General features: G+C 62.0%; 22 protein-coding genes. 17 read left to right on the top strand and 5 right to left on the bottom strand.

Annotated elements, in window-relative coordinates; all coding sequences use genetic code 11:
* Nucleotides 1–588: 588 nt before the first annotated feature.
* The 3 genes from EN808_RS12790 to EN808_RS12780 all read left to right on the top strand — a co-directional run bounded on the left by EN808_RS12790 (nucleotide 589) and on the right by EN808_RS12780 (nucleotide 2,303).
* Nucleotides 589–846, top strand: a complete 258-nt coding sequence (locus tag EN808_RS12790) for a PepSY domain-containing protein (RefSeq protein WP_135915943.1) — start codon at nucleotides 589–591, stop codon at nucleotides 844–846.
* 121 nt (nucleotides 847–967) lie between these two features.
* Nucleotides 968–1,711, top strand: coding sequence for a lysozyme inhibitor LprI family protein (locus EN808_RS12785; protein ID WP_135915942.1), 744 nt, complete (start codon nucleotides 968–970; stop codon nucleotides 1,709–1,711).
* 115 nt (nucleotides 1,712–1,826) lie between these two features.
* Nucleotides 1,827–2,303 carry a hypothetical protein gene (locus EN808_RS12780; RefSeq protein ID WP_135880367.1) on the top strand — a complete coding sequence of 159 codons (477 nt, stop codon included), beginning with the start codon at nucleotides 1,827–1,829 and terminating at the stop codon, nucleotides 2,301–2,303.
* A gap of 3 nt (nucleotides 2,304–2,306) precedes the next feature.
* Here the strand turns inward: EN808_RS12780 and EN808_RS12775 are convergent, their stop codons facing one another.
* Both EN808_RS12775 and EN808_RS12770 read right to left on the bottom strand, forming a co-directional pair.
* The gene (locus EN808_RS12775; protein WP_127280693.1) at nucleotides 2,307–4,193 is read right to left on the bottom strand and encodes a murein L,D-transpeptidase; all 1,887 of its coding nucleotides are present in this window, start codon (nucleotides 4,191–4,193) and stop codon (nucleotides 2,307–2,309) included.
* 212 nt (nucleotides 4,194–4,405) lie between these two features.
* Nucleotides 4,406–5,152, bottom strand: a complete 747-nt coding sequence (locus tag EN808_RS12770) for a 3-oxoacyl-ACP reductase family protein (protein ID WP_127872445.1) — start codon at nucleotides 5,150–5,152, stop codon at nucleotides 4,406–4,408.
* Nucleotides 5,153–5,252: 100 nt separating this feature from the next.
* Here EN808_RS12770 and EN808_RS12765 point away from each other — a divergent pair, with 100 nt between their 5' ends.
* Nucleotides 5,253–5,867 carry a TetR/AcrR family transcriptional regulator gene (locus tag EN808_RS12765; RefSeq protein ID WP_135916032.1) on the top strand — a complete coding sequence of 205 codons (615 nt, stop codon included), beginning with the start codon at nucleotides 5,253–5,255 and terminating at the stop codon, nucleotides 5,865–5,867.
* A gap of 63 nt (nucleotides 5,868–5,930) precedes the next feature.
* On the top strand, nucleotides 5,931–6,329 hold the full coding sequence (locus tag EN808_RS12760; protein ID WP_135915941.1) for a rhodanese-like domain-containing protein: 399 nt from the start codon (nucleotides 5,931–5,933) through the stop codon (nucleotides 6,327–6,329).
* Between the two features lie 7 nt (nucleotides 6,330–6,336).
* On the opposite strand, the gene EN808_RS12755 is transcribed toward EN808_RS12760, so the two are convergent.
* Nucleotides 6,337–7,248: an alpha/beta hydrolase gene (locus EN808_RS12755; RefSeq protein ID WP_135915940.1), complete on the bottom strand. Its 912-nt coding sequence runs from the start codon at nucleotides 7,246–7,248 to the stop codon at nucleotides 6,337–6,339.
* A gap of 47 nt (nucleotides 7,249–7,295) precedes the next feature.
* Here EN808_RS12755 and EN808_RS12750 point away from each other — a divergent pair, with 47 nt between their 5' ends.
* Complete coding sequence (locus EN808_RS12750; RefSeq protein WP_127279942.1) at nucleotides 7,296–7,748, top strand: MarR family transcriptional regulator; 453 nt, start codon at nucleotides 7,296–7,298, stop codon at nucleotides 7,746–7,748.
* A 24-nt stretch (nucleotides 7,749–7,772) separates the two neighbouring features.
* Here EN808_RS12750 and EN808_RS12745 read toward each other — a convergent pair whose 3' ends face one another.
* Together EN808_RS12745 and EN808_RS12740 are read right to left on the bottom strand one after the other, a co-directional pair.
* Nucleotides 7,773–8,384 (bottom strand): pyridoxamine 5'-phosphate oxidase family protein, encoded by a 612-nt coding sequence (locus EN808_RS12745; protein ID WP_127872449.1) that lies wholly within the window; start codon nucleotides 8,382–8,384, stop codon nucleotides 7,773–7,775.
* 63 nt (nucleotides 8,385–8,447) lie between these two features.
* A complete protein-coding gene (locus tag EN808_RS12740; protein ID WP_135915939.1) occupies nucleotides 8,448–8,801 on the bottom strand; it encodes a DUF971 domain-containing protein in 354 nt (117 codons plus the stop codon).
* 192 nt (nucleotides 8,802–8,993) lie between these two features.
* Between EN808_RS12740 and moaA the strand changes: the two genes are divergently transcribed.
* From moaA to EN808_RS12685, 11 genes are all read left to right on the top strand, one after another.
* The gene (gene moaA, locus EN808_RS12735) at nucleotides 8,994–9,989 is read left to right on the top strand and encodes a GTP 3',8-cyclase MoaA (protein ID WP_127279945.1); all 996 of its coding nucleotides are present in this window, start codon (nucleotides 8,994–8,996) and stop codon (nucleotides 9,987–9,989) included.
* Between the two features lie 76 nt (nucleotides 9,990–10,065).
* Nucleotides 10,066–10,518: a hypothetical protein gene (locus tag EN808_RS12730; protein WP_245525062.1), complete on the top strand. Its 453-nt coding sequence runs from the start codon at nucleotides 10,066–10,068 to the stop codon at nucleotides 10,516–10,518.
* A gap of 137 nt (nucleotides 10,519–10,655) precedes the next feature.
* Nucleotides 10,656–11,015: a hypothetical protein gene (locus EN808_RS12725; protein ID WP_127279947.1), complete on the top strand. Its 360-nt coding sequence runs from the start codon at nucleotides 10,656–10,658 to the stop codon at nucleotides 11,013–11,015.
* A 179-nt stretch (nucleotides 11,016–11,194) separates the two neighbouring features.
* Complete coding sequence (locus EN808_RS12720; RefSeq protein WP_135915937.1) at nucleotides 11,195–12,115, top strand: DMT family transporter; 921 nt, start codon at nucleotides 11,195–11,197, stop codon at nucleotides 12,113–12,115.
* 167 nt (nucleotides 12,116–12,282) lie between these two features.
* A complete protein-coding gene (locus tag EN808_RS12715) occupies nucleotides 12,283–12,750 on the top strand; it encodes a hypothetical protein (RefSeq protein ID WP_135915936.1) in 468 nt (155 codons plus the stop codon).
* A gap of 97 nt (nucleotides 12,751–12,847) precedes the next feature.
* Nucleotides 12,848–13,480 carry a molybdenum cofactor guanylyltransferase MobA gene (gene mobA / locus EN808_RS12710; protein WP_135915935.1) on the top strand — a complete coding sequence of 211 codons (633 nt, stop codon included), beginning with the start codon at nucleotides 12,848–12,850 and terminating at the stop codon, nucleotides 13,478–13,480.
* Complete coding sequence (gene mobB / locus EN808_RS12705) at nucleotides 13,477–13,986, top strand: molybdopterin-guanine dinucleotide biosynthesis protein B (protein ID WP_135915934.1); 510 nt, start codon at nucleotides 13,477–13,479, stop codon at nucleotides 13,984–13,986. Before mobA ends, mobB begins: the two co-directional genes overlap by 4 nt.
* Nucleotides 13,987–14,144: 158 nt before the next feature.
* Entirely contained in the window at nucleotides 14,145–14,930 is a 786-nt protein-coding gene (locus EN808_RS12700) for an ABC transporter substrate-binding protein (protein ID WP_127872455.1), read from the top strand.
* Between the two features lie 75 nt (nucleotides 14,931–15,005).
* Complete coding sequence (locus tag EN808_RS12695; RefSeq protein ID WP_127872456.1) at nucleotides 15,006–15,722, top strand: ABC transporter permease; 717 nt, start codon at nucleotides 15,006–15,008, stop codon at nucleotides 15,720–15,722.
* The gene (locus EN808_RS12690; protein ID WP_135915933.1) at nucleotides 15,719–16,543 is read left to right on the top strand and encodes an ABC transporter permease; all 825 of its coding nucleotides are present in this window, start codon (nucleotides 15,719–15,721) and stop codon (nucleotides 16,541–16,543) included. Before EN808_RS12695 ends, EN808_RS12690 begins: the two co-directional genes overlap by 4 nt.
* 124 nt (nucleotides 16,544–16,667) lie before the next feature.
* Complete coding sequence (locus EN808_RS12685; RefSeq protein ID WP_127279905.1) at nucleotides 16,668–17,537, top strand: NAD(P)-dependent oxidoreductase; 870 nt, start codon at nucleotides 16,668–16,670, stop codon at nucleotides 17,535–17,537.
* The last annotated feature ends 3 nt before the right edge of the window (nucleotides 17,538–17,540 follow it).

The raw sequence follows: 17,540 nt of genomic DNA, 5'->3' as shown, positions 1-17,540 counted from the left end.
AGAGAGGCACAGAGTAAGAGCGCCCGCCGACGCGTCGGCCCTCGCCAAGCCGCGTGGATGGTTGGTTCTTGGTGGCGGCGTTGGTGAGGATACCAGGGCGCAGAGTGGCCCGGCAGATTCTGCACTACCGGGCCTTTTCTCAGAGTGGCGCGCAACTGGCGCGCACCACAAAGCATCACAGTCAGTCGTTAAGCACCTTTCCCCACATTGGGCCGACCCCTACGGATTTTGCCAACCCTTACGCCACAAGAGTTTGCGTGTCCCTTTTCCCTTCACACGGGTGGGGTCGCAGGTTCAATCCCTGCATCGCCCACCATCCAACCTGAAGAAATCGTTGGATGTCCGGCCGCAATCAAATTCTCTTGAAAGCTTACTGGCGCGTAGGACAAGGCTTGCTGGCGCGTAAGCAAATGTAGGCCAGTGCAAAACCATGGCCGGAAACTCGACGTTCTAAGTCGTCCGAAAACACGACGGGTTTAGATGTCTTTCGTCGGCGCGGTCACGCTTCTTTTGGGCCAACAGTTCCCTGCCTCCGGAACCAACCAATACACCAGCGAGTTTCCCTCCGTCGAAACCTGAGGGAAAACCATGTCCAGATTGCTGCTGGCGACCAGCATCGCCGTTCTTCTTACCAGCGGATCGGCCTTTGCCGCGGATGAAGCCCCCCTGCCGCCACCCAATGCCAAGAAGCTGTCGGAGATCATCGCGAAGGTCGAGCAACGCGACGGCTTTCGCTACGTGAAAGAAGTCGATTGGGACAAAGACGGCTACACCGTCACCTACTACACCTCGGACAAGGCAAAAGTCGAAATCGACTTCGATCCTGTGACGGCCGAACCAAAATAAGGTTCGCAGGGACCTCGTCGCCAATGCGCTGCCTCCGAGCATTCTCAGCGACGAAACGCGCGCCCACATTGTCCATCCTGGGGTATGTTATGCCTTGGACAAACCTGTTGGCTCGGGGGCTATGATGCGATGTTTCGCTGGAACCTATTTTCTGTCTGTACTCGCCATCGTCACAGCCGATGGCTTCCTTGGCGTTTCTCCCGCGCGAGCCGATGGCCCGTCCTTCGACTGCGCCAAGGCTGCAGTGCCCGCGGAAAAAGCGATCTGTGCCGACCCGCGGCTGTCGGCGATCGATCTGCTGGTTTCGAAGGCGTTCAAGGGATTCGAGCCGGCGTTCGGCGGCGACAAGCGCAGGATTGCCCGCGGGCTGATCGCCGACCGCAATGCCTGCGAGAGCGATACGGCCTGTATCGTCAGCGCCCTCAACAACGCCTTGCAGACCTATGGCAATGCGCCTTCCTGGATCCAGGACTACAACATCGCGCTGATTGGCAAGAAGGCGCTCGAAGCCGCCGGGCGAAACCCCGGGCACGTCGATCAGCCCCTGCCTTCGGCTATCGGCCAATGCGCATCGACGCACATCAAGACGCTTAGCGCCCGGCTCGGCGACGATCCGCTGGAAACGGCCAGTCCCGAAGCGGGCAGCGCGACCACGTTCACCAATGGCGGCGGGGCTGTCTCCTATGATCGCGAGGCCGGCTTGGCCGCCGCGAAGGTCGGAGAACCGGTCGTCATGTGCCTGATCTCGATTCCCAGGGACTGCCCCAAGGACGACGACCGTGGCCGGGTCTATTATTCCGTCGACCTCGTCTCGAAAGGCTCCTGGGCTCTACCGGATTCGCAGCATATGTGCGGCGGCGCCTGAACGGCGGGTTTCGTCCGTCCGCGTCGGGCCACGACGCTGACAGTCTCTGTCTCCCCTTGCGTCAATTCGCCATTGATGGCTGATTGTGGAGTGACCGGGCTTCACGGGGGTGGGCATGTCGACTGCGAAGCACTTGATGAAGCGCGTCCTGATGATGCTCGCCGGCTATTTTGTCGCGATACTGGTTGGCCTGATCGCCGTGGTGGCGATCTATGCCGCGCTGAGCGCCCTGCCCAACGCGCCGGCCTATTTCGACCTCATGGGCGTCTCGCCGATCGCGGCCTTTGTGGTGCCGCCGCTCGGCATGTTCATCTATTTCCTGACGGTTGTGGTGACAGCGCCGCAGACGCTGATTTTCGCGCTGATCGCCGAGTTTTTCTCCCTGCGCAGCGTCCTGCTGCACATGTTCTTCGGCGCCGCGGCGGCCGCCGGCGGCTTCTTCCTGATCTGGCCGAGCGCGGCGGAAGACGTGGATCTGGAGCGCTGGGCCGACATCGGCATCATAGCCGCCGCTGGTCTTGTGGCCGGGCTGGTCTATTGGCTGATCGCCGGGCGCGACGCCGGTTTCCGGCGCCCGCTGTCGGAGCGTTGACTGTTAGCTCGACGGTGAGCGCACCGCCTCGGTCGCGTCCAGGGCCTGCTTCAGCCGCGAGTCGCGGTCATAGACGTCGCTGAAATACTCGACCTTGCCGGACATGTCGGGCCATGCCGTGAAATAGGCGACATAGACCGGGATCTTGCGCGTCACATCCTCGGTCGAGTGTCCGTGCTTCAGCTTCTCCGCGATATAATCGACAGAGGTGCCAAGCACCGCCGCTGCCATTCCTCGCGGATCCTGCAGGCGTACACAGCCATGGCTGAGCGCGCGCATGTCCTGCTTGAAGAATGATTTCTGGGGCGTGTCATGCATGTAGATCGCATGCTTGTTGGGGAACAGGATCTTCAATTCTCCCAGCGCATTGGCCTCGCTCGGCTGCTGGCGCACGCTGTAGGGAATGTTGGCGCCATAATCGCCCCAGTTGATCGCCGACGACGGAATGCGCTTGCCGCGTGAATCCGTCACCTCATAGCCGGCACGGTCGAGATAGCCGGGATCGCCACGCAATCTCGGCAGCATTTCGTTGACGATGATCGACTGCGGCACGCCCCAGTAGGGATGGAAATCGACCTGCTTGATCTGGTCGTAGAAGAAGGCCGTCTGGTTGGTGACACGGCCGACGACGGCGCGTGTCTTCAGCTTTTCCTGGCCGTCGTCAATGTAGCTCGCGGTGAAGGCGGGCTGGTTGATGAAAACACGCGGACTGCCGAGATCGGAAGGCAGCCAGCGCAGTTCTTCCAGCGCCACCTGAACCTTGAGCAGCCTGTCGGCCTTCGACGTGCCGGCCAGCAAGGCGACGGTGCGCGGTCCGATGACGCCGTCGCCCTTCATGCCCTCCTTCTGCTGCACCGCCTTGATCAGAGGGACCAGTTCGGGAACATAGACTTCGCTGGTTGCCAGCCGCGACAGAACCTCGCCATAGGTGCCGCCCATCTCGTCATCGAGATTGCGCGCGATCAGCGACAGGAGCTTCGGCAGTTCGGGGCTGGTTTCGCCCGGCTTCAGCAGCAGTTTCGGATCGACGACGATCTCGTTCTCGGCGCTCGCCTGCAGTGACTCCAGTTCGACGCGCAGCGCCTGGTATTCTGCATTCTGCGGATGGCGCGATTCGAGGTAGGTGCGAACTTCCTGTGTATGCGCCAGTGTTTTCAGCACGCCCACCATGTCGAGCGGCTTGGCCGGGAAATCGTAGTAGCCGGTCATGCGGTTGGGCTCGACACGGCCGCTCTGGGCGTCATGGGCGTAACGCAGGACACGCGCGGAAAGCGCCATCTCGAAACGGACGAGTTCCTTCAACTTGGCTGCGTCGTCCGCCGAGGTCGAACCGAGCGCTGGCACATCGACCGTGTAGTCGGCGGGCGTGAGGCCGTAGCTGGCAGCCTCGCCAAGCACCCGCACGGCATCTTGCGCACGGTTGTTGGGGCTTGTCCCGCCTACCCAAATGAAATCCGGGTTGGCAGAGTAGTAGGCGATCAGCGCCTTGGCGATGTCGGGCTCGGCATAGAGTTCGTAGTCGCTGAGGCCGGCAATGGCATCGTGGAAAGCAGCACCCGTGGCCGAGGGAACGAAAGCGGCATCTTGCGGCGCCGCCGGCTGCGGCGCGGCGGCCAGCGTCGAGAAGTCGACGCGCACCAGTCTGTCGGCCTTGTAAGTATAGTAGGACGGACTGCTGATCCTCGCACCGCCGCCGTCGCCACCGGCCGGCGCCTTCGGCTTGTGCTTTGGCGGAGGAGGCGGAAACTCGCCGTTCGGCTCATGCCTGATGCCGCCGCCGAACAGCATGTCGAAAAGCCCTTGGGCACCTGCCTGAGGCGTGCCGAAAGCCAGCGTCGCCGTAATCGCCACCAGCGGCATCACGGTTGCTTTTTTACCGAGGAAGTTCATGGATCACCCGCTCCGGCCGCAACCGGTTCCCGTTCCGCACGCTAGACCGTCCCGCTAACCGCATGGCGGATGTAAGGCGCGACTATACCGATTCATACCGATTTCGTTAAGCTTTCATAAATTTCGGCGGGCCTGTTGCAGAACGGTTTCACAAGATCGTGACGGCCGGGGGCGACCTTTGGGTCGCCCCGGCCGCGGGGATCCCTGCGTCTTCAGGCGTTTGCGCCACCGTCGATGGTCAGCGCGGCTCCGGTGACGAAACGGCCCTCTGGACCTGCGAGCCAGGCAACCATGCCGGCGATGTCCTCCGCCTTGCCGAATCGCGGAGTTGCCATCTTCTTTCGCTGATGTTCGGCATGCGGGCCGTCGGCCGGGTTCATGTCGGTATCCGTCGAGCCGGGATGGACGACATTGGCGGTGATGCCGCGTGGCCCGAGGTCGCGGGCCAATGCCTTGGTCAGGCCGACCAGCGCCGCCTTGCTGGTCGAGTAGGCTCCCAGGTTGGTGTCGGTGACCCGTTCGGCCAGATTGCTGCCGATCGAGATGATCCTGCCGCCCTCGCCCATGTGTCTTGCCGCCGCTTTCGAGGCGATGAACGGCGCCCTCAGATTGACCGACATGGTTTCGTCGAAATCGGCAAGCGACAGCATATCGATGGGTGCGGCGCGCCAGATGCCGGCACTGTTGACCAGGATGTCGAGCCGGCCGAAGGCGGTCATCGCATCGGCAACCGCCTGGTCTATGGCTTCGGCGTCGCGGTTGTCGGCCTTGATCGCGATCGCGCGACCGCCCTTGGTCTCTATCTCGGCGACGACCGAGCGGGCCTGGTCCTCGCCATGCACATAGGTCAGCGCGACATCGGCCCCCTCCGCCGCGAGCCTTCGCGCGATTGCCGCGCCGATGCCGCGGCTGCCTCCGGTGACGAGTGCCGCCTTGCCGTTCAAATTCCTGGATGCCATCGGTTTCTCCATTTATGTAGTGATTGATACATAAATATCTGCCAGCCTTGCCTGATTGCGTCAACTCATTTATGTATCGATCAACACAGAAATGAACGTCATGTCGGAAAGAGGCCGTCCCCGCACCTTCGATCGAAACGCGGCCCTGCGGCGCGCGATGGATGTGTTCTGGGCCAAGGGCTATGAAGGCGCGTCGATCAGCGACCTCGCGGCGGCGATGGGCATCAATTCGCCGAGCCTCTATGCCGCCTACGGCAGCAAGGAAGCCTTGTTCCTCGAGGCGACGGATCTCTATTCCCGCGTGGAAGGTGCCGATATCTGGCTCGCGCTCGAAGAGGTGCCAACGGCGCGCCTTGCGATCGAGCGGTTCCTGCGTCGGACCGCAAAGGCCTATTCGCAGACCGATCGCCCGCAGGGCTGCCTGATCGCGCTGGGTGCGCTGCACGAAGATTCGAGCCGGGGCGCGATCTGCGCGGATTTGCGGCGCCGCCGCGCCGAGAATCTAACCGCCCTGAAGAAGCGTCTCGAGCGCGGCGTGGCCGAGGGTGAACTGCCTGCCAACTTCAATTGCCGTGCCGCCGCGACCTTTTTTGCAACGGTCCAGCACGGCATGTCGATCCAGGCGCGCGACGGTGCTTCCCGTGCCGCCCTGCTGGCGACGGTGGCCGGGGCAATGGCCGCCTGGAAGACCATGGCCGACACCGCCGAGGCGTGACAAACACCGTTCGTTGTGCTCGAAATTCGACTTGCCAGCAAACCAGCGGCCGGGAGGGACGACGTGAAAAAAGGGTATCGCGAACTGCTGGATGAGGCCAACGCCGAGATCGAAGTGGTTTCGCCCGAGGAAGCGGCAGGACTGCTTGAAGACGAAAGCACCATTTTCGTCGATCTCCGCGACCCTCGAGAGATCGAACGTGACGGCAGAATACCCGGAGCCAAGCATGTCACCCGTGGCATGCTGGAGTTCTGGATCGATCCCGAAAGTCCCTTCCACAAGCCCTTCTTCGCTTCCGGAAAAAGCTTCGTCTTCTTCTGTGCCGGCGGCTGGCGTTCGGCGCTGGCCACCAAAACGGCGCAAGACATGGGGCTTTCGCCGGTCAAGCATATTCTCGGCGGCTACACGGCCTGGAAGGCAGCCGGATTGCCCGTAGAGCCCGGGGAAAAGAAGAAAGCCTGAATGCCGCTCAGTGGGCCAGCGACGCCCCGCGCTGCGTGGTCACGAAGCCGACGGCGCGTTCGACCACGCCCTTGTCGGCCAGAATGCGGCGATGGCCAAGCCCATCGGCCCAGTGAAGCCGCACATGGTCGCCTGCGCCAGCATAGCGTCGTGCGTGTTCAGCCGGCACTTCACGGTCATCGGGGGCATGAATGACCAGCGTCGGCACGGGCGCCTGGGCGAGCTGGCGGTCACCGGTGAATTCATGCAATGGCCGGCCGGAGAGATATTCAACACGGTCGGCCATGGCGATCTGCGAGCGGGGACCGACATTAAGCATGCGGCTGAAGTCGGAGAAGATTGCTGGCAGCGAGCTCGGTGCCGCGATCAGCACGAGGCGTGCGGCCGCCAGCGGCGGGATATCCTTGACGGAACCGGCAACGGCGTTGGTGGCGACGGCGCCGCCGAAGGAATGGCCGACGGCGGCCACGAACGGCCCGAACCATTCGCCGGCCACTCTGGCGGCTTCGACGGCGTTGACCATGTTCAGGTGCCTGCCCTGCGAATGGCCGTGACCGGGAAGGTCGAGCGAGACGACCCTATAGCCGGCAGCGCGAAAACCTTCGATCAGGGCGCGCATATATTCGGTGCGCGAGCGCCAGCCATGGATGACAAGGACGCTGCCGGCAGGCTCGCGGCCGGGCTCGGGACGAAATTCATGAATCATGACGCAGCCGGTCGCGGTTTTCAGCCGGTGATGCCGCGCCTCGGCCATGAACTCCGCGGCGCGGTCGATGGCGCGGCGCTCGCCGTCAGTCAATGTCCTGGTGCTTGGCGTACGGCAGAACAATTCGAAAGCCGCGCGTCCGGTGATGCGCGGCGCGACATGTTCGGCCGCACCAAACACACCGCGGATGACCTTCAGCCCGAATGATGCCATAGTCAGAATCCATCCATACGTTCAAGCATGAACATAATAGTTCAAAGATGAACAATAAACAAGAGCTACCCTGGGACAACCCGCGTTTTCGCAACTGGGTCGCGGTGGCGCGCGCGTGCCATGTGCTGGAGCGCACGCTGGCGGTGAAACTCGCGCCGCTCGACCTGAAGCCAGCGCAACTCGACGTGCTGATGAACCTCTATCGCCATCCCGGCATGTCGCAGCACGACCTTGCCCGCAAGCTGCTCGTCGGCCGCTCCAACATCACCATGCTGTTGCCGCAGCTCGAGGCGCGTGGCCTACTGCGGCGGGAAGGCGATGAGAAGGACAAGCGCATCTTGCGGCTTACGCTGACCGAAGGCGGCGAGGCGCTGCTGATGCAGGCGCTGAAAGTGCATATGGCGCTGATCGAGAAGGCGATGAGCCAGTCGACGCCGGAACAATGCGACATGATCGGCGAGCAGATGCGCAAGATCTATGACGTGCTGAACGAGGCGTGATCGGCCTTTCCGCCCCTCAACTCACTACCACATCGATTTTTTAGCCCGCTCCGGCCATTCCCTGTCGTAGGTTTCGCCGTCGATATTCTTGCGGCTGGTGATTTCCAGGATCTTTCCGGGTGTCGGCAGCGATTTCGGATCGACATGCCTCTCCGGATTCCACAGTTCCGACCGCACGATCGCCCGGGCGCACTGGAAATAGACCGAATCGACATCGATCACCGTGACCGAACGCGCCGGCTTGCCGTCGACCATGAACGACGCACACGACGCCGCATCCGTGGTGATATGCGCCCGGCCATTGACGCGCAGCGTCGTGCCGGAGCCCGGCACCAGGAACAGCAGGCCGACGCGCGGGTCGCGGATGATGTTCTTCAACGAATCGGCACGGTTGTTGCCGCGCCGGTCCGGCATCATCAGCGTTTTCGCATCGACGATACGCACGAAGCCCGCGAGATCGCCGCGCGGCGAACAGTCCAGCCCCTCTGGGCCGCTGGTCGCGAGAGCGACGAAGGGGGACGCTTCGATAAAGGCGGCGTATTCGGGAATGACATGGTCGAGTTCCTTGACCACGGAGGCTTCGCCGGGCAGTCCGTAAAGGGCTTCGAGTTGTTCGATTGTGGTGATGACCGACATTTTCCGTCTCCCGATCAGCCGCCCCTACTCCCGACACGTGACGTTTTGACGACGCAATGGCGGCTAACGATCGCGGCTCAGGCCCTTCTCGGCGAGTTCCGCGAGATAGACGCTCCAGCGTGCGTCCTTCTCGTGGCCGAGCGTGTGCAGGTAATTCCAGGTGAAGATGCCGGTGTCATGGAAATCATCGAAGGTGATGCGCACGGCGTAATTGCCGACCGGTTCGATCTTCAGGATGGCCACATTGCGTTTGCCGGGAACCGTCACCCTTTGTTCCGGCGAATGACCCTGCACTTCCGCGGAAGGCGACGCCACGCGCAGCAATTCCGCCGGCAGCTCGAACGGCTGGTGGCCCGGAAACGTCACGGTGAGCAGCTTGCGGTCCTTCGAGACCCTCAGTTCTTTCGGCGCCGTCATGGTCGATCCTGCTTGAATTCCCCTTCCCTACGCTGCTTCGCTCCGTACGCAAAGGCGTCAACGGTGTCCGACACGCAATGTCGGTCGGGGAATGTTACCAAAGATCAAGGCAAGCTATCTTGAATGGCGGGCTGGATCGTATCACATAGCTGTATATAACGACGCCGTTAACGGCCACGGAAACGCTCGAACATGAACATGATCGACCCCTTCGGTCGCACGATCAGCTATCTCAGAGTGTCGGTCACCGACCGCTGCGATTTCCGCTGCACCTATTGCATGGCCGAGGATATGGCCTTCCTGCCCAAGAAGGACCTGTTGTCGCTGGAAGAACTCGACCGGCTCTGCACCGTGTTCATCGAAAAGGGAGTCAAACGGTTGCGCCTCACCGGGGGTGAGCCGCTGGTGCGCAAGAACATCATGCACTTGGTGCGCCAGCTTTCGCGGCACCTCGAAAGCGGCGCGCTGGAAGAGCTGACGCTGACCACCAACGGCTCGCAGCTTTCGCGCTTCGCCGCCGAACTCGCCGATCGTGGTGTCAAGCGCATCAACGTTTCGCTCGACACGCTCGATGCCGACAAATTCCACGCCATCACGCGCTGGGGCAATCTCGGCAAGGTCATGGCCGGCATCGACGCGGCTCAGGCGGCCGGATTGAAAGTCAAGCTCAATGCGGTGGCGTTGAAGGATTTCAACGACGTCGAACTGCCCGAGATGATGCGCTGGGCGCATGGCCGCGGCATGGACCTGACCGTCATCGAGACCATGCCGATGGGCGAGATCGACGCCGACCGCACCGACCAGTATCTGCCGCTGTCGCTGCTGCGCGCTTCGCTTGAGCGCCAGTTCACGCTGACCGATATCCCCTTCAAGACCGGTGGCCCGGCCCGTTATGTCCATGTCGCCGAGACCGGCGGAAAACTCGGCTTCATCACGCCGATGACGCATAATTTCTGCGAAAGCTGCAACCGGGTCAGGCTGACCTGCACGGGCACGCTCTATATGTGCCTTGGCCAGGAGGATGCGGCCGATCTGCGCGCGCCGTTGCGCGCGTCCGAAGGCAACGAACTTGTCGCTGACGCCATAGACGAAGCCATCGGCCGCAAGCCGAAAGGTCATGACTTCATCATCGACCGCCGCACCAGCCGCCCTTCGGTGTCACGCCATATGAGTGTCACGGGCGGCTGACCTTCTCGTCTGTCTGTGCAAGAATTGCCCCGCAATCATCGGCTTCGGGTCAGACATGCGGTGGCTCTATTCAATCGTGACATCGCTAGCCGTGGTCTCGGCGACCACCGCTATTGCCGCGCAATCCACCTATGTGAACGAGCGCTTCGGCACCGTCTGCACCTTTCCCGGCGATATCTTCACCGATCGCCAGCCCGAGCCCGAAAATGGCGACGGCCAGATGTGGCTGAGCGCGGACGGCGCCAGCCTGACCTGCTCCGGCATATTCAATGTCGATGACGACACGCCGAAGGGGTTCATTGCCGGCGAAAAGGCGAGCAATGAACCAGGGTACGAAGTCACCTACAGCAAAGCCGGCAAGGACTGGGCGGTGCTGTCGGGCGTGAAGGATGGAAAGATCTTTTATGAGCGGCGGCTGTTTGGCAGGGATGGCGTCATCCGCACGGTCTGGATCGATTATCCGCCGGCGCTGACATCGAAATATGACCTGTTGGTCGGCGTCATCGCCGGCAGCCTCAAGGGGCCATGAGCCGTAGGCGGCCATCAGCATTTTAGCCACACCGCAAACAAATCTTTGTCCGCAAATATCCGTCTGATTTACTGGTGACGGTTTCCCGCCTAGCCTCCGTTCCGTAGCGGTTCTTCGCTTTCTCGGGGGATTACATCATGCGCGAACTTCTTCTTTCCTTCGCCCTGCTCGGCCTGGCCGCCCTGCCCGCGGCTGCCCAGTCGATCGGCGGCACTTACACCGTCGCCGGCACCAATTTCGACGGTTCGGCCTATGATGGCGAAGCCACCATCACACTGACCAGCGGGACCACCTGCGCGATCCATTGGGAGACGGGCGGCTCGTCTTCGGATGGCATCTGCATGCGCAACGACAATGCATTCTCCGCCGGCTACGTCATGGGCAAGGATATCGGCCTCGTCGTCTACAAGGTCGAGGATGACGGGTCGCTGCATGGCCTGTGGACCATCGCCGGCAAGGACGGCAACGGCACCGAGGTGCTGACGCCGAAGAAATAGACGTCGCCTCGGCTGTACAAGTGTCGGGAGACGACGCCGCCTTCCGACCGAATTCGTGCCTGATCCGGGATGATTTCACGCCGGCGACGATGTGTATCCGGTGCTGGCCCAGCCCTTTGCCATTGCTGTTTCGTGGCGGGCTGTTACAGGCTTGCTTGCTCAGGCAATCGGTAGGTGTCTTGCCCCTTTCCCCAAATCTTCGCGGCGCGTTGTTCATGGTGGTGGCGATGGTTGGCTTCACGCTCAACGACGCCATTACCAAATACTCTTCACAGTCGATGAACATGGCGCAGGTCATGCTGGTCAGAGGGGCGTTCGCCTCGCTCTTCGTCGGCCTGCTGGCCTGGCAACGTGGCGCGCTTTTCCAGCCTCACCTGATGCTGCAGCCACTGGTGGCGATCCGTGTGCTGAGTGAAGCGGGCGCTACCGTGTCCTTCCTGGTTGCGCTCGCGCATTTGCCGATTGGCAGTGTTTCGGCCGTCTTGCAAGCGCTGCCCCTGGCGGTGACGATGGGCGCGGCGCTGTTTTTCGGCGAAACGGTCGGCTGGCGGCGCTGGCTGGCGATCGCTATCGGTTTTGCCGGGGTCATGATCATCGTGCGGCCGGGTTTCGAGGGCTTCAGCGTTTACTCGCTGGTGGCGCTGGCATCCGTCGCGTGCTGCACGGTGCGGGACCTCGCCACCAAACGCATCCCCCAGGCCATCCCGACGATGCTGGTCTCGACCGCCACCGCGCTTGCCATGACCGTCGTCGGCGCCTTCCTGTTGACGCCGATGGGTGGCTGGACCCCGATGACCGGCAAAGGCACGGCGCTGCTGGCATTGGCCGCGGTGCTGGTGCTGATCGGCTATCAATTCATCATCATGGCGATGCGTTCGGGCGAAATCTCCTTCATCGCGCCGTTTCGCTACACCGCGCTCCTCTGGTCGATCCTGCTTGGCTTGATCATCTTCGGTGACGTGCCGGACATGCCGATGATCGCCGGTGCGGCAATAGTCGTCGGCTCGGGTCTCTATGCGCTTTATCGCGAGCGCGTCGTCGGTCGGCGAAGGATCGTCGCCGAAAGCACTGGGCCGGCCATGGCGCCGGACGGAATCTAGCCGCGCCCGTGGGTAATGCATCAGTTTGAAAATGGCGGGCCTTGAATATGTTGTGTGAAAAAGGCAGTTATCCCTAGCTCTGGCGGGGCGATGCGGCTCGATACGCCATCTGGACATCAAGCCCTAGGATGTCGCACCCTCTTCTTGGAACAAGGGGGAGATCTGCAATGGCCAGCAAAGTCAGGGCTATCTCAGCTTACACTGCCAAGGATTATCCTCGCATCCGCCAGCTTCCTGGTGCCGATGACATGCCGGCGACTTGGGAAGAGTGGCACGCCGATTTCGAAGCTTCCAAGGCGGAACGGCTACACCGCCGCGACTTCACCCACGCCAAAGTCCTCATAAGACCCGGCAAGTTCAAAGCGTGGCTAGACGAAAACTCACTCTCGGCCTCGGAACATGCGAGACAACTCTACGCTCAGGAGCGCCGGGATTCAAAGCGGGCAACGGAGGAAGGGCGCCGCGAGTTGGAGCAAATGCTAATCGTCTCACAACGGCAAATGTTATCCTATTATCGGCCGCCACGGCTACGCGTGGCGCACCATAAGCCCATGCCCAAAGGTCCGGTCGGCTTTATCTATGCGGCCATAGCCGGATTGTACCTCGCGTGGCTGGCTCATCATTGGCTTGGTTGAAGGCCTCGCGCGCGTAAAGCGCCGGATTTCAAACTGATGCACTACCCGCCCGTGAAGTCGCTTGCGATTTCACGGGTTGGCGTACAGGCTGGGCAGAATGAATCGGGATGTCGCAGGGATCATTCTGGCGGGTGGCCAATCGAGACGGATGGGCGGTGGCGATAAAAGCCTTTTGCCGCTTGGCGACGGCTGTGTGCTTGACCAGATCCTGTCGCGGTTTGGCCCGCAGTTCGAGACCCTGGCGCTTAGCGCCAATGGCGACCCGGCGCGGTTCGCCCGGTTCGGGCTACCGGTACTTGCCGATACCGTCGAAGGCTTCGCCGGGCCGCTTGCCGGAATTCTTACCGGCCTCGAATGGGCCGCTGCCGGCACGCCTTGCAAGGCGATCGTCACCGCTGCCGGCGACACGCCTTTCCTGCCGCTGGATCTCGTCGACCGTCTGGCGGCGGCAGCCGGTGAACGTCCCGGTTCGATCGCGGTCGCTTTCTCGGCAGGCAGGCAGCACCCGACCTTCGCGCTATGGCCGGTCGGATGCCGCGACGCCTTGCGGCATTTCCTGGTCGATGAGCACAACAAGCGGGTTTCGGCCTTCATCGAACGGCACGGCCATGTCGAGGTCGAATTCCCGATCCTGCAATCCGCCGGGCAATCCATCGACCCTTTCTTCAACATCAATGTGCCGGACGATCTTGCCCAGGCCGCACGCCTGTTGCAGAGCATGACGTCATGAACAGACGCGTCTTCGGCATCACCGGCTGGAAAAACTCCGGCAAGACCACACTCACCGAGAAGCTTGTCGCCGAGCTCGTGCGGCGCGGCTGGAAGGTATCGACGGTCAAACACGCCCACCATGATTTCGACATCGACAAGCCAGGCGCGGACAGCTTCCGCCATCGCCAGGCCGGCGCCACCGAGGTTGCGATCGTGTCAGGCAATCGTTGGGCGTTGATGCACGAGTTGCGCGGCGAGGGTGAGCCGCCGCTGGACGCCATCCTCTCGCGGCTCGCCCCATGCGACATCGTGCTGGTGGAAGGCTACAAGCGCGAACCCCACCGCAAGATCGAAACGAGGCGACTGGAAGCAAAGGAGCGGACGCCGCTTGCGGCGGGTGATCCCAATATTGTCGCCATCGCCGCGGATTTCGCCATCACCGGCCAGAGCTTGCCGGTGTTCGACCTCGACGACACGAAATCCATAGCCGACTTCATCGAGCGAACGACCGACCTCGTTGCTTGAGAAGTAACGTAACGGCAGAAGCCCATTGCCGATTTTGGCGGTTTTGCAGTTGCTTTTTTCTTGGAAAGAGTGGGAGTATCGGCCCAGCGGGCGGTCAAAAGCACCGCCCCACAGAGCCGTTTCGGAACGACGGCCGGGACCATAAAGAGAGGACTATCATGCGTATTGCACTGCGTATCGCGCTCGCCGCATCGGCTGCGCTGCTGACGCTCGGCGTAGCCCAGGCCCAGGAAAAGACCCTGAGGATCGGCACCGAGGGCGCCTACCCCCCATTCAACAACCTCACCGCCGATGGCCAGCTTGTCGGCTTCGACATCGACATCGCCAAGGCGCTTTGCGATGAGATGAAGGTCAAGTGCACCTTCGTGGCCCAGGATTGGGACGGCATCATTCCCGCACTTCAGGCCGGCAAGTTCGACGCCATCGTCGCCTCGATGTCGATCACGCCGGAGAGGAAGGAGAAGGTCGACTTCTCGCACAAATACTACAATACGCCGTCCGCAATCGCCGTGCCGAAGGATTCGCCTCTGAAGGGCGTGACCAAGGAAGACCTCGCCGGCAAGAACATCGGTGTGGCCACCACGACGACGCATTTCAACTATGCCTCGAAGACCTACACCGACAGCACCGTCAAGGGCTATCCGAGCAGCCCCGAGGAGCAGGCAGATCTTGCCAATGGCCGTCTCGACGCCATCGAGGACGATATCGTCGTGCTGCAGCAGTGGCTTGATTCGCCAGACGGCGCCTGCTGCAAGATCCTCGGCCAGCCCTCGCCGCAACCGGTCGAAATCTTCGGACCTGGCGCCGGCATCGCCGTTCGCAAGGGCGATACCGACTTGGTCAACAAGCTGAATTCCGCCATAGACGCCATCCGCGCCAACGGAAAATATAAGGAAATCAACGACAAGTACTTCAAGTTCGACGTCTACGGCGCCGAGTCCTGATAGTCTGTTGCAAAGGCGGCAGGGGTCCCCTGCCGCCTTGTTCATCTCGGGTGCGCCGTGGGGTAAGACCAGTCAATGCCAGCCCAAAGCATATGGACACTGCTGAGTTGGGGACCCGAGGGCTGGAGTGACGATATTGCTTATGGCGCGTTGGTCACCATCGCGCTTGCCCTTGCCACGCTGCCGATCGGCCTGACGATCGGCTTTTTCGTAGCCTGGGCCAAGCAATCCGAAGAACCGTCGCTGCGGGTGGCCGCCAACATCTACACCACCGTGTTTCGCGGCCTGCCGGAACTGGTAACGCTGTTCCTGTTCTTCTTCGGCATGCCTATCCTGCTGCAATACGTCATCCGCCTCTTCAAGCCCGAGGCGACGATCGACGTCGACAGCTTCATCGCCGGCATGATCGTGCTGTCGCTGATCTTTTCCTCCTATGCCAGCGAGGTGTTTCTTTCCGCCTTTCGCGCCATTCCCAAGGGCCAGTATGAAGGCGGCTACGCGATCGGCCTGTCGACATGGCTGACCATGCGCAAGGTGATCCTCCCTCAGCTGCTCCGCATCGCCTTTCCCGGCCTCGAGAATTGCTGGCTCAGCCTGCTCAAGGACACCGCACTGGTCTCGGTCGTCAACCTCGCCGAAACCTTGCGCAACGCCGGCGTGGCGGCGCGTGTCACGAAACACGCCTTCCTGTTCTACAGCGTGGCCGCGCTGGTTTTCCTCGCTCTGGCGATCCTGTCATCGATCGCGACCGGGTTCATCTTGCGCTCGCTGGGGCGGAGGGAGGCACGATGAGCGTCAGTCAAGCCATCTCCGTCGACCGGCCGCCGCCGCGGGCACGCGGCTGGCCGCGCACCCGTATCGTCGGGTACGCGCTCGTCGGCCTCTGGATTCTCTTCGGCCTCGGTATCCTCGCCTATCTCATCTATGCCTGGAATGGCGAGTTCTTTGCCAGATATGCGCCAGCCTATCTGCAGGGCCTCTGGACGACGCTGTCGCTCGTGGCGATTTCGATGGTGGTCGGCGCGATCTTTTCGTTGCCCGTCACCTATGGCCGCATGTCGAAGAGCCGCTTCCTGTCCGGCATTGCCTACTGCTACGTCTACTTCTTCCGCGGCACGCCACTGCTGGTCCAGGTCTACCTCGTCTACTATGGCTTGGGCTCTTTCCGGTTGCAGCTTGAATCCGTCGGGCTGTGGTGGTTCTTCCGCGAGGCCTTCAACTGCGGCGTCTTCGCCTTCGCGCTCAACACCGCGGCCTACCAGGCCGAGATCCTGCGCGGCGCCATCGAAAGCGTGCCCAGGGGCCAATGGGAAGGAGCTGCTTCGCTCGGCCTGCACAAGCTGCAGACGCTGCGCAAGGTTGTCCTGCCGCAGGCCTTCATCGTGGCGTTGCGGCCCTATGGCAATGAACTGGTTCTGATGATCAAGGCCTCGGCCATCGTCGCCATCATCACGGTCTATGATCTCATGGGCAATGCAAAGCTCGCCTACGCCAAATCCTTCGACTTCCAGGCCTATGTCTGGGTCGCCATCGTCTATCTGGTGATGGTCGAGATCCTGCGCCATGGCGTCGAATGGGTCGAGCGCCGGATCACCATCCATCTGCATCGCTGACGCATCGCCGAACCGTTCCTGATCGACCTGTGCCAGTCGATGCGACGGTGCGCGCCTTGACGAATTCGTCGCATGGCCTAGAGCTTCCGCAACTGAAATCTCTGTTTCTCCGGAAGGACAAGGCATGGCATCGGTGGCATTTCTCGGTCTGGGCGTCATGGGTTATCCCATGGCCGGACACCTGAAGAACAAGGGCGGCCACGACGTTACCGTCTACAACCGCACCCAAGCCAAAGCCGAACAATGGGTCGCTCAACATGGCGGCAACCTTGCCGCGACGCCGGCGCAGGCCGCCGAGGGCAAGGATTTCGTCTTTTCCTGCGTCGGCAATGACGACGATTTGCGTTCGGTGACCACAGGGTCCGAAGGCGCCTTCAAGGCGATGAAGAAAGGCTCGGTCTTTATCGACAACACCACGGCTTCGGCGGAAGTCGCGCGCGAACTGGCGGAAGCCGCGCAGGCGAGCGGGTTCTCATTCCTCGACGCGCCGGTCTCCGGTGGCCAGGCCGGCGCCGAGAATGGCGTGCTGACCGTGATGGTCGGCGGCGATGAGGCTGCGTTCGACAGGGCCAGGCCGGTCATCGACGCCTTTGCCCGCATGGTCGGGCTGATGGGGTCGGCGGGTGCCGGCCAGCTCACCAAGATGATCAATCAGATCTGCATCGCCGGACTGGTGCAGGGCCTGTCGGAAGGCATCCATTTCGGCAAGAAGGCCGGGCTCGACATCGAAAAGGTGATCGAGGTGATTTCCAAGGGTGCGGCCGGCTCCTGGCAGATGGAAAACCGGCACAAGACCATGAATGCCGGCAAATATGATTTCGGTTTCGCCGTCGACTGGATGCGCAAGGACCTCGGCATCTGCCTGGCGGAGGCCGACCGCAACGGCGCCAGGCTGCCGGTGACAGCGCTTGTCGACCAGTTCTACAAGGATGTGCAGGCGATGGGCGGCAAGCGCTGGGACACGTCCTCGCTGCTGGCGCGGCTGGAGAAGTAGGCG

It is taken from the genome of Mesorhizobium sp. M8A.F.Ca.ET.165.01.1.1 (assembly GCF_004792065.1).
Lineage (GTDB): Bacteria > Pseudomonadota > Alphaproteobacteria > Rhizobiales > Rhizobiaceae > Mesorhizobium.
The sequence above is the reverse complement of the archived record's forward strand: the minus strand, read 5'-3'. Positions and strand labels throughout refer to the sequence as shown.

Bases quoted from the DNA above. Each gene is read 5' to 3' on its own strand.
- EN808_RS12790 (WP_135915943.1), top strand. From the start codon at position 589: ATGTCCAGATTGCTGCTGGCGACCAGCATCGCCGTTCTTCTTACCAGC.
- EN808_RS12785 (WP_135915942.1), top strand. From the start codon at position 968: ATGATGCGATGTTTCGCTGGAACCTATTTTCTGTCTGTACTCGCCATC.
- EN808_RS12780 (WP_135880367.1), top strand. From the start codon at position 1,827: ATGTCGACTGCGAAGCACTTGATGAAGCGCGTCCTGATGATGCTCGCC.
- EN808_RS12775 (WP_127280693.1), bottom strand. From the start codon at position 4,193: ATGAACTTCCTCGGTAAAAAAGCAACCGTGATGCCGCTGGTGGCGATT.
- EN808_RS12770 (WP_127872445.1), bottom strand. From the start codon at position 5,152: ATGGCATCCAGGAATTTGAACGGCAAGGCGGCACTCGTCACCGGAGGC.
- EN808_RS12765 (WP_135916032.1), top strand. From the start codon at position 5,253: ATGTCGGAAAGAGGCCGTCCCCGCACCTTCGATCGAAACGCGGCCCTG.
- EN808_RS12755 (WP_135915940.1), bottom strand. From the start codon at position 7,248: ATGGCATCATTCGGGCTGAAGGTCATCCGCGGTGTGTTTGGTGCGGCC.
- EN808_RS12750 (WP_127279942.1), top strand. From the start codon at position 7,296: ATGAACAATAAACAAGAGCTACCCTGGGACAACCCGCGTTTTCGCAAC.
- EN808_RS12745 (WP_127872449.1), bottom strand. From the start codon at position 8,384: ATGTCGGTCATCACCACAATCGAACAACTCGAAGCCCTTTACGGACTG.
- EN808_RS12740 (WP_135915939.1), bottom strand. From the start codon at position 8,801: ATGACGGCGCCGAAAGAACTGAGGGTCTCGAAGGACCGCAAGCTGCTC.
- moaA (WP_127279945.1), top strand. From the start codon at position 8,994: ATGAACATGATCGACCCCTTCGGTCGCACGATCAGCTATCTCAGAGTG.
- EN808_RS12725 (WP_127279947.1), top strand. From the start codon at position 10,656: ATGCGCGAACTTCTTCTTTCCTTCGCCCTGCTCGGCCTGGCCGCCCTG.
- EN808_RS12715 (WP_135915936.1), top strand. From the start codon at position 12,283: ATGGCCAGCAAAGTCAGGGCTATCTCAGCTTACACTGCCAAGGATTAT.
- mobA (WP_135915935.1), top strand. From the start codon at position 12,848: ATGAATCGGGATGTCGCAGGGATCATTCTGGCGGGTGGCCAATCGAGA.
- mobB (WP_135915934.1), top strand. From the start codon at position 13,477: ATGAACAGACGCGTCTTCGGCATCACCGGCTGGAAAAACTCCGGCAAG.
- EN808_RS12700 (WP_127872455.1), top strand. From the start codon at position 14,145: ATGCGTATTGCACTGCGTATCGCGCTCGCCGCATCGGCTGCGCTGCTG.
- EN808_RS12695 (WP_127872456.1), top strand. From the start codon at position 15,006: ATGCCAGCCCAAAGCATATGGACACTGCTGAGTTGGGGACCCGAGGGC.
- EN808_RS12690 (WP_135915933.1), top strand. From the start codon at position 15,719: ATGAGCGTCAGTCAAGCCATCTCCGTCGACCGGCCGCCGCCGCGGGCA.
- EN808_RS12685 (WP_127279905.1), top strand. From the start codon at position 16,668: ATGGCATCGGTGGCATTTCTCGGTCTGGGCGTCATGGGTTATCCCATG.